Here is a 13,083-nt window from a genome sequence, read left to right on the forward strand (position 1 = left end):
AACATGGTGAATTATTGATTAAGTTGCGCCCGCGATCGGTTTCCGGGATTCAGGACTGGTCGAGGACCCCTTCGCCGGGGCGGGGCAGCGGGGCGAGCAGGCGCAGCGCCGCGAACGAGACGATCAGGAAAACCGACCCGGCGTGGAGCGCGAAGGGCAGGCTCTTCCAGTCCGCGATGAAGCCCCAGACCCACGATCCCAGCGCCATGCCCCCGAACGTCACCGCCTGGTAGATCGAGAGGCAGCGGCCCAGGATCTCGTCGGGAGAGCGCAACTGCACGGCGGTGTTGATGGTGGTCAGGATCCACACCCAGCCCATGCCGGCTATGAAGGCGGCGGGCAATGCATAGGAGATCTGGTGCACTGCGGCGATGAGCGAGAGCGAGAAGACGAACATCGCCGCGCCCACGGCGAGGATGCCCTCGAGCCCGAGCTTGCTGCGAATCAGGCCGATGAAGGGCGCGGCAGTGATCGAGCCGATGCCGAACAGGCCCAGCATCATCCCGAAATCCAGTTCACTGCCTTTCATGTGGTCGCTCACCACCGCCGGTAGCAGCGACTGGTAGGCGGCAAGGCTGAAGCCTAGCGCCAGTCCGCGCAGCAGGATCCGGCGCAGCGGCCCGTTGGTGGCGCAGTAGCGGATGCCGACGCCCACCGCGGGCAGGATCGGGCGGCGCTCGACCTGGCGCGGCTCGGGCCGCCACCACAGGAGAACGCCGATCAGCCCGACATAGCTGACGGCGTTCATCGCGAAGGCGAACGACACGTCGAACAGCGAGATCAGCAGGCCGCCCAGCGCCGGACCGATGGAGCGGGCGATATTGAACGAGATCGAATTCAGCGCGATCGCCTGGGGTATTTCCCTGGGCGCGACCTGCTGGCGCACCGATGCCTGCCAGGCCGGGGAATTGAGCGCCGTTCCCGTACCCACCGTCAGCGTGAACGCGAGCAGCAGGAACGGCGAGATCCAGCCGGCATAGGTCAGCGCGGCGAGCGCGGCCGAAACGGTCAGCATGCCCACTTGCGCGGCCAGCATGATGCGGCGGCGGTCGAAGTTGTCGGCGATGGCGCCGGCGAACATGCCGAACAGCATGATCGGCACCGTGGCCGAGGCCTGCACCAGTGCGACCAGCTGGTGCGAGGGCGTCAGCTCGGTCATCAGCCATGCCGCACCGACCGATTGCAGCGTCGAGCCCAGGTTGGAAAAGAGATTGGCGATCCAGATCGCGCGGAAGACGGGATAGCGGAAAGGGGAGAATGTACCGGCCGAGGGCTGGGGAACCAGCCCGGACGTCGTCGTCTCGACGACCTCGCCTACGATCTCTTCTTCGCGTGACACCATACCGGCCTAAGCGTCACGCGGATTGGCGGCAAGAGACTAGAGCATGTATCGCATACGGATCGTCAGGCGGATGGCGTCGCCGTCTACCGCGAAGGCGGCGCGGTCGAATGGTGGCGGCCCCATCCGCACGGGCGCATCGCGGGAGAATCCGAAACCCTCGCGCGGAATGATCAGGCGCTTATCCATCTTGCCGTTGCCGTTCTCGTCGTGGACGAGCGAGATCGCGTACTCGCCGTCCGGCACGTGCCCGAAATCGAGTTGCAGGTCGTTTCGCGCCGGCACGATTAGGGTGCGCGCCTGCGGGTCCTTCTCGCAATCGGGAAAGGCATCGGCGCGGGCGGTCAGGCACGCAAGCACCTGGCCCTTGGTAGACCGCAGGTCGGTCACTTTTGCCGAGACTTCGGTGCCGGCCGGCGCAGTGCCGCCGAGCATCGATGCGCCGGCCATCAGGGCGAGGAGAGCCCCTTGTCGGTACCGCAAAGGTGATCCCAGACGCGGAAATAGAGCCCGTAATTGCATTTGTAGCTTTCGTGATGCCGGTTGTGGTGGCTGGCCGTGATCAGCCAGTGGCCGAGGCGCGATTCGACCAGGCGGCGGGGAAACAGGTCCCAGCCCATGTGATTGGTCACACCCATGACCGTCATGATGGTGAGCACCGCAGCGAGCATGCCGATGTGGATCGGCACGAAAAAGACGAGCGCGGGAATGACCACGGCGCCGGTCAGCGCTTCGACCGGGTGGAAGCTCATCGCCGCCCAGGCCGTCGGCGGGCGGCTGGCGTGATGCACGGCATGGGCCACGCGGAACGGGCCGGGCAGGTGCATCCAGCGGTGGGTCCAGTAGAACCAGGTATCGTGGAGAAAGAGGTAGATCAGCAGCGACAGCGGCATCCACCACAGCGGATAGGCGCCCGCATCGGTGTAGATCCGCGTCCAGCCGTATTGCTGCCAACCCCAGGCGACGACGCCGGCGGGCACGCCGTAGATCGCCGCAGACAATAGCGACCAGCTGATCTCGCTGCGGATCTGGCGGTCGAGCCCGGTGTAGCTGCCGGGCCGCACGCGTGCGGTGATCCAGGCGAACAGGCCCGAGGTCATCAGGTAGCGCACGCCGACGATACCCGTCATGACGGCGGCGGACAGCAGCGCTGCCCAGAGACCGGGGCCGAGGCTTGCAGACATGGGGTCAGCTTATGCCGGGAAGGGACGGGCTCGGCCAGAGGCTCTTTGCATCGGCCGTGCGCTCCGTCCCCGATCCTACACCGGGCAGCGCGGCAGGTCAGCCGGCGCGGCGGACCTTGTTCTTGTGCGCGCCCATGCCCTTGGGTCCGCGCGGGCGGAACCGGCGCTTGCGCTGGCCCTGCTCGTCGCCGGCCTCGCGCTCGCGGCGGTCGCTGCGCTCACCGTCGTGACGAGGACGCTCGCCCTGCGGCCGCTCGTGACGGCGGTCGTCGCGGCGCTTGTTACCGTCGCGATTGCCACCGGCCTGCTTGCCGCCGCCGGGCTTGCGATTGCCGTTGCCCTTACCCTTGCCGCCGCCCTGCTGCTGGGCGGGCGCCTTGCGGGCGGGGGCGGGCAGGCGCGAGGCCTGCTTCTGGAAGTCCTCGGGCAGCGGCAGCGCTTCCAGCTTGACGCGGGTGAGGCGCTCGATGTCGCGGATATAGGGCTTCTCGTCGGGTGCGACGAAGCTCACCGCCACGCCGTCCGCGCCGGCCCGCGCGGTGCGGCCGATGCGGTGGACGTACTGTTCGGGCACGTTCGGAATCTCGAAGTTGTAGACGTGGCTCACGCCCGAAACGTCGATGCCGCGCGCGGCGATGTCGGTGGCGACCAGCACGCGGATCGTGCCCTGACGGAACCCGCCGAGCGCCGCGGTGCGCTGCGCCTGGCTCTTGTTGCCGTGGATCGCGGCCGCAGGGATGCCGGCGGCGGTCAGGTGACGGACCACGCGGTCCGCGCCGTGCTTGGTGCGGGTGAAGACGAGCGCGCGGTCGATGGCGCCATGCTCGGCCTGTTCAGCCGCGTCGGGCGCGAGCCCTTCGCGCAGGCGGATCGTCAGCAGTGCCTGCTTCTCGGCCTGATTGATGAAAGTCGCATACTGCTCGACGCGCTCGGCCGTGGTCGACTGCGGCGCGACTTCGACTTTCACCGGGTTATGGATGAACTGCTTGCCCAGCTCGGCAATCGCCTGCGGCATCGTCGCCGAGAAGAACAGGCTCTGGCGCTGCTTGGGTAGCAGGGCGGCGACGCGCTTGAGCGGGACGATGAAGCCGAGGTCCATCATCTGGTCGGCTTCGTCGAGCACGAAGATCTCGACATGGCGCAGCGTCAGCGCGCGCTGGTCGATGAGGTCGAGCAGACGGCCCGGCGTGGCGACGAGGATGTCGCAGCCGCGCTCGAGCGCGCGGGCCTGCTTGCCGGCGGGCACGCCGCCGAAGATGCACTGGACCGAGAGGTTCAGGAACTTGGCATAGCCGCGCATGTTGTCGGCGATCTGCGCCGCCAGTTCGCGGGTCGGCGAAAGCACCAGCATGCGGCAGCCGGCGTTCCTGCGCGGCTGCGGGTCATTGGCGAGGCGATGCAGCGAAGGCAGCGAGAACGCGGCGGTCTTGCCGGTGCCGGTCTGCGCGATGCCGAGCAGGTCGCGGCCTTCCATCAGCGCGGGGATCGCCTGGCGCTGGATCGGCGAGGGATCGGTGTAGCCCTTGACCTGGAGCGCGCGAAGAATGGGCTCGGCAAGGCCAAGTTCGGAAAAATAGGACATGCGTCACTTTCAATAAAGTGCGGAGCGCGCGGAGGAACATCGTCCGGTCCGCGCACACGGCAAGGTGTCGTTTCTGGCGACCCTGCGTGAAAAAGGAAGCTTGGTTCATGGCAAACCGCTCATCCGGGCCCGGTCCGGATGCCTGGCATCCACACCTCACGCTGCTCTCGGATTGCGGCAGGGACAGGCCCCGCGCGCCGGTTGCTGGCGGGCCATCTAGTGTGCATTGCACCAAAACGCAAGAAAATTACGCTTGCCCGCACGGACCATGGCTGCTGAGAGGCGCGACATGTCCAAGGTCTCCACCCCCTGCACCGGCGTGTGCCGCATCGACCAGACCTCCGGCCTGTGCATCGGCTGCCGCCGCACGATGGACGAGATCGTCCTGTGGGGCAGCATGAGCGAGAAGGACCGCCGCGCGATCATGGCGCGGCTGGGGGAGCGCCGGGTTCCCTAGGCTCAGTACTTCCCATCCAGCTTGGTGTGATCCCAACTCACCACGCGAAACGGGGTGAACCGCAGCACGACACGCTTGGCGATGGATGTGCGGACCTGCTGCGACATGGCGGCATCCAGGCTGCCGGCGAGCGGCTCGGCGGCCTTGATCAGGCCCATAAGCTTCACGATCTCGTCCGGATCGCGCACGATCTCGGCATCGGCGTAGAGAATCACGGCCTTGAGGTCGGCATAGCGGTCGCCGCTTTCGACCAGCAGACTGGCGCGCGGGTCGCGTTCGAGATTGCGCACTTTCTGGCTGCGCGCGAAGCTGGTAAGCAGGACGCGGCCGTCCTCGTCGAGGCCGTAGTTCATCGGCACCGGATGCGGCATGCCGTGCGGGCCGTTGGTGATCAGCACCATGCGGCGCTGGCCTTCCAGATAGGCGCGCACTCCCGCCGCCGTCATCTCCACCAGTTCGCGCCGCGAAGGCATCAGGCTTCGGCGCCCCATTGCAGCGTCTGCGGATCGGCCTGCGTCACCAGCCGGCGCAGCGAGGTGCGGGCAAGGCGTTCGGTCTCCACCTTGCGGCGCGCTGCGGCCAGCTGGCGCAGCGGGGCCGGGCGCAGGATCTCCGCATCGTAGCCATCGGCGACGATGACGCCGCACTGGTCGGGCAGAAAGGCCGCGGTCTCCAGCGGGGCGCGGTCGAGCGCGGGAGAGAGGCCCCAGTAGAAGCGGTCGCAATAGTCGAGATAGTCGGTCCACTTGCCGTCGCCGAGCAGGTCGGCCCGGCTCACCTTGATCTCGACGATGATCACGCGGCCCTTGGCGTCGATCCCCATCAGGTCCGCCCGCCGCCCGCAGCGCAGCGGCATTTCCGGCAGGCACCAGATGTCGTTGCGGGCAAAGAGCCGGGAAATCCCCCGGACGACGTCCTGCGCGATCGGGTTGGCCGCAGTCGCGGAGGAAGGGGCGATCAGGGGAGAATCAGCTTCGGCCATGCCCCATCATAGGAACATACCAAGAACTCGCAAGCCGGAAACCCAACGTCAAGCTGCGCGTCGCGGTCCACTCGATCCCTGCGGCGCAAGCGCAAGCGTCGCGTCGCGCGCTGCAAGGAACTCGCGCCAGAGCGCCCGCGCGCCGCCACGGGGGTCTACCCCGCGCGCAAAGGCTGAAAGCAGCGCGGTGAGCCCGGCTTCCATCATGGCGGAGAGATCTTCGATGTTCTGCTCGGCCAATTCCCGCCGCCGGCCACCGGCATCGCGCATGATGGCGGGGAAATTGCGAACCTCGGGGGGCAGCGGGCCATTGGTCATGCCGGCAAGCGCGGCAACGGCGCTCGCCGCGTCGTGCAGCGCCGACCACTTCATGCTGAGCGCGCTCGCCGAGCCCAGCCCGAACTGCGGTCTGCCGGACCGGGGCAGACTGCCCCTGCTATGTGGATGCGATTCCATGACGGCGCAGCATAGCGCAAGAGGGTTTGCAAATTCCCTAATTCCGCGGCTTCACTCCACGCGATGGGAGACAATCCGACGGACGCGTCCCGTCGAGTGCGATTTGTCGCTGGAAACCCCCGCCACGCTCTGCTAACCGCCCCTCCACTGGCACCCGTAGCTCAGCTGGATAGAGCGCTGCCCTCCGAAGGCAGAGGCCACAGGTTCGAATCCTGTCGGGTGCGCCAGCCTTGCACACGCACATGATGAAACCGCCTTCGGACGCTGACGCAGGCCCCCGCTGATCGTGGGATTGCGCCAGAGGCGCAGACGCGTTTCCAAATACGTCTAACGGATGAACGCCGGCTCCGTTCTGAGCCGGCGTTCATCGTTTCCTGCAGGCGAATTCCGCCGGGAAGTCCGGCGGAATGCTGCATGCGTCCGATCGCGAGGATCACATCGAGTTGTCGGTGTCCGTCGAGGTCATGTCGGTCGAGGCATTGCCGCCATCGGCAATCTCGTTGGTGCGCCAGATCTTCATGGCATCGATAGAGGCATCGGCCATCAGACCCGAGGCATTGAAGACATAGGCCACCGAATCCTCACTATCTGCCTGCGCGTTGGCATCGGCGTTGACGACGGTAATGCCGCTTTCGGCACCGATCGTCCATTCGCCTTCGTTCTGATACTGGTCGAGCGTTTCGGGGTTGTTGATCTTGAAGACATAGGACGCAGCCTCGATGCCGGCCTGCAGGCCGACGCTGCCTTCACCCATTCTCCAGTAGCTGACGATCTTGCCGTCCTTGACCAGGGCACCGTCGCCTCCCGAACCGCCTACGCCGAGCGCAATGCTGGTCACGTCGGGGAAGACGAGGTAGGCGGCGGGCGTACCCGTGCCACAACTCGGTTCGACCTGTTTGCACTGGTCGAGAGCGGCCATAACCTTACCGTCGAGATCGGCGGCCACGGGGTTCTGCGCGGCGTCGGCGGTGGCGGCCTCGTCGGACGGCTGCGATGCCGGCTCCTGCTGGCATGCGGCTAGTGCGAGGGCGAGCGAACCGACGATGAGAGGTGCGCGAAAACGCTGCATGGCAAAATCCTTTCCCTATTTTTCCGAGCAGTGCGATGGTGCCTTAACGTTGAACCGACCAGCATGTTCCGAAATTCCTGGAATCAATGTGCGGCCGGCCTGCCTAGCGATGGTGCAGGGAGACGTTTACCAGCGCGAGGAAGCGCCGGTACGGGCTCGCGCGGCCATCCAGCAGGCGGTAGGCAAACACTTTGGCGGCGTCGGTAACGAGGGAGAAGCCGATCGAGTAGGCCCAGACGACGCCGACGTCGAACCAGCTGATCGGGGCCATCAGGCCCAGCGGATAGACGACCAGCAGGGTGGCGAGGAGCTTGGTCGCGATGGCCGACCAGAAGACAAGGTACGAAGGCCAGGGGCGCTTGAACATCCAGCCCCGGGCGCGGGCGACGAACAGCGACATGTGGCCGGCCACCGCGAGCTTGAGGAAGACGTAGGTCTGGATCTGCGGGACCGAGAGGTGCAGCACCTTGTCCGCGAGATAGAGCATGCCGAAGCTGCCCAGCGTGCCGACCACGCCCATGGTGCTCGCGACGGAAAGCACGCGGCGCATGTCCCATCGTACCGGCCGGGGCTCGACGCGGGTGTTGTCGTAGGCGATGGCCATGATCGGCACGTCATTGAAGAAGGCCAGCAGGATGATCATGATCGCGGTGATCGGATAGAAACCGAAGATCACCATGGCGAGCACCACGAAGATCATCGTGCGGATCGTCTCGTTGATGCGGTAGATCGCGTAGGAGTTCATCCGCTCGAAGATGCGGCGCGCTTCCTCGATCGCGTTGATGATCGTCGACAGCCCCGGCTTGGTCAGCACGAGATCGGCCGCCGCGCGCGCAGCATCGGTGGCGCCGCTCACGGCTATGCCGACGTCGGCCTGCTTGATCGCCGGGGCATCATTCACCCCGTCGCCGGTCATGCCGACGATGTGGCCCTGGGTTTGCAGCGCCTTGACGATGGCATACTTGTGTTCGGGAAAGACGCGAGCGAAGCCATCCACCTGTTCGACCTGCTCGGCAACGTCGGCGGGGACGTTGCTGCCGTCCTCGCCAAACAGGGCGGCGGCGGGACGGATATTGCGGCCGAGCCCGAGGCTGCCGGATATCTCGCGGCCGATGGCGACGTCGTCGCCGGTGACCATCTTGACCTGCACTCCGTGCGCGGTGGCCTCGCGAATCGTTTCGGCGCTGTCCTCGCGGGGTGGGTCGTAGAGCGTGAGCAGGCCGAGGAAGGTCCATCCGGCGTCCGTATCCGCCTTTCTGGCGACGCCGAGCGTGCGGTACCCCTTGGCCGCGAAGTCGTCGACGGCGTTCTGCCCGCGGGCCAGATCGTCCCCCGCGACTTCCGCCATGGCGAGAATGACCTGCGGCGCACCCTTGGTGACATGCACCACGCTGCCATCGGCCGATACCTGGGTGGCCTCGGTCCGCTTCCGGACCGGATCGAAAGGCGTGAAGGCGCGCAGCGTCCAGCCTTGCAAAGCGGCCGGATCGGCCAGCCCGGCGATCACCGCCAGGTCGATCGCATCGCCGTCTTCCTCCTTGGAGGCGAGGGCGCCGGCAAGCGTGAGTTCGGCGGCATCCTTGGCCGCGAAGAGAACGGGTTCGCCCAGCGTGAGCCGGTTCTGGGTGAGCGTGCCGGTCTTGTCCGAACACAGGATGTCGATCCCGGCCATTTCCTCGATCGACTGCAGCCGGGAGACGATCGCCTTCTCGCGCGCCAGCACCATCGCGCCCACGGCCATCGTCATCGAGAGTACGGCCGGCATCGCCACGGGAATCGCCGCGACCGTCAGGATCAGGGCGAACTGGGCCAGCTCCAGCACCGGCGCTCCGCGATAGAGCTGCACGAGAACGAGAACGCCGGCGAGCACGATGCTGAGGAAGATCAGGTAGTCCCCGATCGTCATCACCGCCTTCTGGAAGTGCGAGGGCGCGGCCGCACCCGCGACCAGCGCGGCGGTCTTGCCGAAGAAGGTGTGCGTGCCGGTGGCGGTGACGCGGGCGACCATTTCGCCCTGTTTCACCACCGATCCGGAATAGGCGACATCGCCCGTCTTGCGCGTGACGGGAAGCGATTCGCCCGTGAGCGCGGCCTGATCGACCGAAAGGTAGTCCCCCTCGGCCAGTGTCACATCGGCAGGTAGCACGTCGCCCAGACGCACGCGGACGACATCGCCGGGCACGAGCTCGCCCGCGTCGATCTGCGTCCACTTCCCGTCGCGCTTCACCCTCGCGCGCAGGGCCAGGCTCTGCCGCAGCGCATCGAGCGCATTCGAAGCCTTGAACTCCTGCCAGAAGCCGATGCCGGCGTTGAAAATGAGCAACGCCAGGATGATGACGAAGTCCGCCCAGTGTCGCACAACGGCAGAGAGGATCGCGGCGACCTCGATCATCCAGGGAATCGGTCCCCAGAAATAGCCGAGCAAGGTAACGAAGGGACTGGTTCGCTTTTCCTCGATCGCGTTGCGGCCATGGCGCGCGAGCCGTACGGCCGCCTCACTGCTGGAAAGACCTCGCGCAAGGTCGGTGTCCGGCGCGTCGGCTGGCTGGGGGGCGTTCATCGGGGGCAACTCCCGCTAGTGCGACCCGGCGGTACTCTTGAACGATGGCTCGCGACCGACTGCGCGCTCGCGCTTGTGCGCCTTGTACCCGTCGAGACCGATGCTGTCCTCCGACTGCTCGGACTTCGGAAGAACCCCGAGACTCGGCCAGAGAACATTGCTGCGCCGGGAATACCAGACCACGCCGGTGCGCAAAAGCGAGCGGGGCGGGACAAATTGTCCAACCACCCGATGCGGAAAGAGCGGGTCTGGAACTCATACGATACGAGGCACGTCGCAATGATTCCGAACCATGCGCAGGAAGGCCGCTGAAAGCCCGTTTCAGGGGGCAATTTCGCAATTTCGCCAGAAAACCAACGGAATTCCGCCATTCTGGCACTTTCATGAAACTTTTTTGAAGAAAGTGTTTGACCGAATCGAGGGTGGTATTTAGAGGGCCTCTCACCGCAGCGGATCGGCCGGTTTTACTGGTTCCCGGGGCGGTCGCCAACAGAGACGGACAGCTGGTCCCCCGGGTCGCAAGAGACGGGGAACGATGGTTGTCCGCCAGTTCTTGTCTTGACGGCAGGGTGTTTGGTGGATCTTTGACATTGTAGGTTTTTGATGAAGGGACATGTGGGCGACGGCGCCCGGTCCGGGGGTCTTTGGGCTCCGGTAACCGGTATAGTCAGTCGATACCTTATATGTCCTTCGTATCCATACGTTTGACAAGTGCAGGTATCGGCTCCTGAAGTTCGGTGCTTGGGTCTGGCGGTCTTTGATCGTGGCCTTTGTATCGTGACACAAACTTGAGAGTTTGATCCTGGCTCAGAACGAACGCTGGCGGCATGCCTAACACATGCAAGTCGAACGAACCCTTCGGGGTTAGTGGCGCACGGGTGCGTAACGCGTGGGAATCTGCCCTTCGGTTCGGAATAACTCAGGGAAACTTGAGCTAATACCGGATGATGTCTTCGGACCAAAGATTTATCGCCGAAGGATGAGCCCGCGTTAGATTAGGTAGTTGGTGGGGTAATGGCCTACCAAGCCGACGATCTATAGCTGGTCTGAGAGGATGATCAGCCACACTGGGACTGAGACACGGCCCAGACTCCTACGGGAGGCAGCAGTGGGGAATATTGGACAATGGGCGAAAGCCTGATCCAGCAATGCCGCGTGAGTGATGAAGGCCCTAGGGTTGTAAAGCTCTTTTACCAGGGATGATAATGACAGTACCTGGAGAATAAGCTCCGGCTAACTCCGTGCCAGCAGCCGCGGTAATACGGAGGGAGCTAGCGTTGTTCGGAATTACTGGGCGTAAAGCGCGCGTAGGCGGTTTTTCAAGTCAGAGGTGAAAGCCCGGGGCTCAACCCCGGAACTGCCTTTGAAACTGGATGACTAGAATCTTGGAGAGGCGAGTGGAATTCCGAGTGTAGAGGTGAAATTCGTAGATATTCGGAAGAACACCAGTGGCGAAGGCGACTCGCTGGACAAGTATTGACGCTGAGGTGCGAAAGTGTGGGGAGCAAACAGGATTAGATACCCTGGTAGTCCACACCGTAAACGATGATAACTAGCTGTCCGGGCTCTTGGAGTTTGGGTGGCGCAGCTAACGCATTAAGTTATCCGCCTGGGGAGTACGGTCGCAAGATTAAAACTCAAAGGAATTGACGGGGGCCTGCACAAGCGGTGGAGCATGTGGTTTAATTCGAAGCAACGCGCAGAACCTTACCAGCCTTTGACATCCTGGTCGCGATTGGCAGAGATGCCTTTCTTCAGTTCGGCTGGACCAGTGACAGGTGCTGCATGGCTGTCGTCAGCTCGTGTCGTGAGATGTTGGGTTAAGTCCCGCAACGAGCGCAACCCTCGTCCTTAGTTGCCACCATTTAGTTGGGCACTCTAAGGAAACTGCCGGTGATAAGCCGGAGGAAGGTGGGGATGACGTCAAGTCCTCATGGCCCTTACAGGCTGGGCTACACACGTGCTACAATGGCGGTGACAGTGGGCAGCGAGCACGCGAGTGTGAGCTAATCTCCAAAAGCCGTCTCAGTTCGGATTGTTCTCTGCAACTCGAGAGCATGAAGGCGGAATCGCTAGTAATCGCGGATCAGCATGCCGCGGTGAATACGTTCCCAGGCCTTGTACACACCGCCCGTCACACCATGGGAGTTGGTTTCACCCGAAGGCGCTGCGTTAACCCGCAAGGGAGACAGGCGACCACGGTGGGATCAGCGACTGGGGTGAAGTCGTAACAAGGTAGCCGTAGGGGAACCTGCGGCTGGATCACCTCCTTTCTAAGGATCTGGCCGAAAGCGCCACGCCTTGAGCGTGGAAGAGCTTCGTCCTCTCCAAAGAACATGCCGTCGTCCTCATGTCCCTTCATCACTGGAGATAGCGCTCAGCAATGAGTGCTGTACGCCTGAGCTGGCTCACGCCGCCCGCGGCCTTTTGGCCGGCCGGGCAGGGAAGTGGGCCTGTAGCTCAGTTGGTTAGAGCGCACCCCTGATAAGGGTGAGGTCAGAGGTTCAAATCCTCTCAGGCCCACCACTTTCCATAGTCGATTGGCTAAAGGGGCCTTAGCTCAGCTGGGAGAGCACCTGCTTTGCAAGCAGGGGGTCATCGGTTCGATCCCGATAGGCTCCACCAACGTTTGTTTGAGTGGAATAAGGAACTTATCCACGTCTTGCAAACAAGCGCGGCCAGCGCTGCGAAGCGCGCCATAGGGCGCAGCTTTGCTGCGACTGACGGCGCGCGGTGGTCGCAGGCCAAGTTCTCGGCGAAATACTCCAGCGATGAAGCGAAACAGTTTCCGGTCTTCGGACCGGTTATGCGGGATCTGCCCGCTGATCTTTGACATTGTGAATGGGTTTTTTAATCGATGCCGTGGCGCATCGTATTGGCCGGACGTCGGTCGATACAACGATGCGTTACATACAGATGTATATCTGGCTGAGATTTATTGTTCATACCTGTAAACAGCGCAGTCTTTATGCAGGGCTGTCGTTGATGGTGTGGATTCTCAAGCGTGAGGTAAGAGCATTTGGTGGATGCCTTGGCATGTACAGGCGATGAAGGACGTGGCACGCTGCGATAAGCGTCGGGGAGCTGTGAGCAAGCTTCGATCCGGCGATTTCCGAATGGGGAAACCCACCTTCACCATTTCTCTCGATGTCTGAGCGATCAGGCCTTGAGTGAGGTGGATAAGGTATCACCTTAGTGAATATATAGCTTTGGTGAAGCGAACCCGGGGAACTGAAACATCTAAGTACCCGGAGGAAAAGACATCAACCGAGATTCCGTTAGTAGTGGCGAGCGAACGCGGACCAGGCCAGTGCTTCTTGTTCAACTAGCAGAACACTTTGGAAAGAGTGGCCATAGCGGGTGACAGCCCCGTATGCGAAAGCGAGACAAGAAGACTCGAGTAGGGCGGGACACGTGAAATCCTGTCTGAACATGGGGGGACCACCCTCCAAGC

The 13,083-nt window shown here is 63.6% G+C and carries 10 protein-coding genes, 3 tRNA genes and 2 rRNA genes (1 of these 15 running past the window's edge); 6 read left to right on the top strand and 9 right to left on the bottom strand.

Features of this window, described 5'->3' with window-relative positions:
- Nucleotides 1-49: 49 nt before the first annotated feature.
- The 4 genes from LK12_RS05200 to LK12_RS05215 all read right to left on the bottom strand — a co-directional run bounded on the left by LK12_RS05200 (nucleotide 50) and on the right by LK12_RS05215 (nucleotide 4,105).
- Nucleotides 50-1,339 carry an MFS transporter gene (locus LK12_RS05200; RefSeq protein ID WP_407938130.1) on the bottom strand — a complete coding sequence of 430 codons (1,290 nt, stop codon included), beginning with the start codon at nucleotides 1,337-1,339 and terminating at the stop codon, nucleotides 50-52.
- 39 nt (nucleotides 1,340-1,378) lie between these two features.
- Entirely contained in the window at nucleotides 1,379-1,789 is a 411-nt protein-coding gene (locus tag LK12_RS05205; protein ID WP_039280513.1) for a DUF2141 domain-containing protein, read from the bottom strand.
- On the bottom strand, nucleotides 1,789-2,523 hold the full coding sequence (locus tag LK12_RS05210; RefSeq protein WP_039280515.1) for a sterol desaturase family protein: 735 nt from the start codon (nucleotides 2,521-2,523) through the stop codon (nucleotides 1,789-1,791). The genes LK12_RS05205 and LK12_RS05210 overlap by 1 nt, the downstream gene beginning before the upstream one ends.
- 97 nt (nucleotides 2,524-2,620) lie before the next feature.
- On the bottom strand, nucleotides 2,621-4,105 hold the full coding sequence (locus tag LK12_RS05215; protein ID WP_039280517.1) for a DEAD/DEAH box helicase: 1,485 nt from the start codon (nucleotides 4,103-4,105) through the stop codon (nucleotides 2,621-2,623).
- Between the two features lie 289 nt (nucleotides 4,106-4,394).
- Between LK12_RS05215 and LK12_RS05220 the strand changes: the two genes are divergently transcribed.
- A complete protein-coding gene (locus LK12_RS05220) occupies nucleotides 4,395-4,562 on the top strand; it encodes a DUF1289 domain-containing protein (RefSeq protein WP_156135428.1) in 168 nt (55 codons plus the stop codon).
- A 2-nt stretch (nucleotides 4,563-4,564) separates the two neighbouring features.
- Here LK12_RS05220 and LK12_RS05225 read toward each other — a convergent pair whose 3' ends face one another.
- Genes LK12_RS05225 through LK12_RS05235 form a run of 3 tightly spaced genes read right to left on the bottom strand, consistent with a single transcriptional unit; the run spans nucleotide 4,565 to nucleotide 6,000 of the window.
- Entirely contained in the window at nucleotides 4,565-5,035 is a 471-nt protein-coding gene (locus tag LK12_RS05225) for a pyridoxamine 5'-phosphate oxidase family protein (protein ID WP_039280520.1), read from the bottom strand.
- Nucleotides 5,035-5,544, bottom strand: coding sequence for an MmcB family DNA repair protein (locus LK12_RS05230; protein WP_039280522.1), 510 nt, complete (start codon nucleotides 5,542-5,544; stop codon nucleotides 5,035-5,037). Before LK12_RS05230 ends, LK12_RS05225 begins: the two co-directional genes overlap by 1 nt.
- Before the next feature lie 48 nt (nucleotides 5,545-5,592).
- A complete protein-coding gene (locus LK12_RS05235; RefSeq protein ID WP_039280523.1) occupies nucleotides 5,593-6,000 on the bottom strand; it encodes a hypothetical protein in 408 nt (135 codons plus the stop codon).
- Between the two features lie 150 nt (nucleotides 6,001-6,150).
- Here LK12_RS05235 and LK12_RS05240 point away from each other — a divergent pair.
- Nucleotides 6,151-6,227: transfer RNA gene (locus LK12_RS05240), tRNA-Arg, on the top strand.
- A gap of 206 nt (nucleotides 6,228-6,433) precedes the next feature.
- On the opposite strand, the gene LK12_RS23745 is transcribed toward LK12_RS05240, so the two are convergent.
- Nucleotides 6,434-7,069 (bottom strand): YSC84-related protein, encoded by a 636-nt coding sequence (locus LK12_RS23745; protein WP_052223195.1) that lies wholly within the window; start codon nucleotides 7,067-7,069, stop codon nucleotides 6,434-6,436.
- Between the two features lie 103 nt (nucleotides 7,070-7,172).
- A complete protein-coding gene (locus tag LK12_RS05250; RefSeq protein WP_052223196.1) occupies nucleotides 7,173-9,629 on the bottom strand; it encodes a plasma-membrane proton-efflux P-type ATPase in 2,457 nt (818 codons plus the stop codon).
- A 784-nt stretch (nucleotides 9,630-10,413) separates the two neighbouring features.
- Between LK12_RS05250 and LK12_RS05260 the strand changes: the two genes are divergently transcribed.
- The 4 genes from LK12_RS05260 to LK12_RS05280 all read left to right on the top strand — a co-directional run.
- Nucleotides 10,414-11,902 (top strand): 16S ribosomal RNA (locus LK12_RS05260).
- 176 nt (nucleotides 11,903-12,078) lie between these two features.
- A tRNA-Ile gene (locus LK12_RS05265) sits at nucleotides 12,079-12,155 on the top strand.
- A 23-nt stretch (nucleotides 12,156-12,178) separates the two neighbouring features.
- Nucleotides 12,179-12,254, top strand: a tRNA-Ala gene (locus LK12_RS05270).
- Nucleotides 12,255-12,628: 374 nt separating this feature from the next.
- Nucleotides 12,629-13,083, top strand: a 23S ribosomal RNA gene (locus LK12_RS05280) (it continues 2,338 nt past the right edge of the window).
- The 16S and 23S rRNA genes sit together here with 2 tRNA genes alongside, the layout of an rRNA operon.

Origin of the sequence: Novosphingobium malaysiense (assembly GCF_000802225.1) — a bacterium.
Classification (GTDB): Bacteria; Pseudomonadota; Alphaproteobacteria; order Sphingomonadales; family Sphingomonadaceae; genus Novosphingobium; species Novosphingobium malaysiense.

Bases quoted from the DNA above. Each gene is read 5' to 3' on its own strand.
- LK12_RS05205 (WP_039280513.1), bottom strand. From the start codon at position 1,789: ATGGCCGGCGCATCGATGCTCGGCGGCACTGCGCCGGCCGGCACCGAA.
- LK12_RS05210 (WP_039280515.1), bottom strand. From the start codon at position 2,523: ATGTCTGCAAGCCTCGGCCCCGGTCTCTGGGCAGCGCTGCTGTCCGCC.
- LK12_RS05215 (WP_039280517.1), bottom strand. From the start codon at position 4,105: ATGTCCTATTTTTCCGAACTTGGCCTTGCCGAGCCCATTCTTCGCGCG.
- LK12_RS05220 (WP_156135428.1), top strand. From the start codon at position 4,395: ATGTCCAAGGTCTCCACCCCCTGCACCGGCGTGTGCCGCATCGACCAG.
- LK12_RS05225 (WP_039280520.1), bottom strand. From the start codon at position 5,035: ATGCCTTCGCGGCGCGAACTGGTGGAGATGACGGCGGCGGGAGTGCGC.
- LK12_RS05230 (WP_039280522.1), bottom strand. From the start codon at position 5,544: ATGGCCGAAGCTGATTCTCCCCTGATCGCCCCTTCCTCCGCGACTGCG.
- LK12_RS05235 (WP_039280523.1), bottom strand. From the start codon at position 6,000: ATGGAATCGCATCCACATAGCAGGGGCAGTCTGCCCCGGTCCGGCAGA.
- LK12_RS23745 (WP_052223195.1), bottom strand. From the start codon at position 7,069: ATGCAGCGTTTTCGCGCACCTCTCATCGTCGGTTCGCTCGCCCTCGCA.
- LK12_RS05250 (WP_052223196.1), bottom strand. From the start codon at position 9,629: ATGAACGCCCCCCAGCCAGCCGACGCGCCGGACACCGACCTTGCGCGA.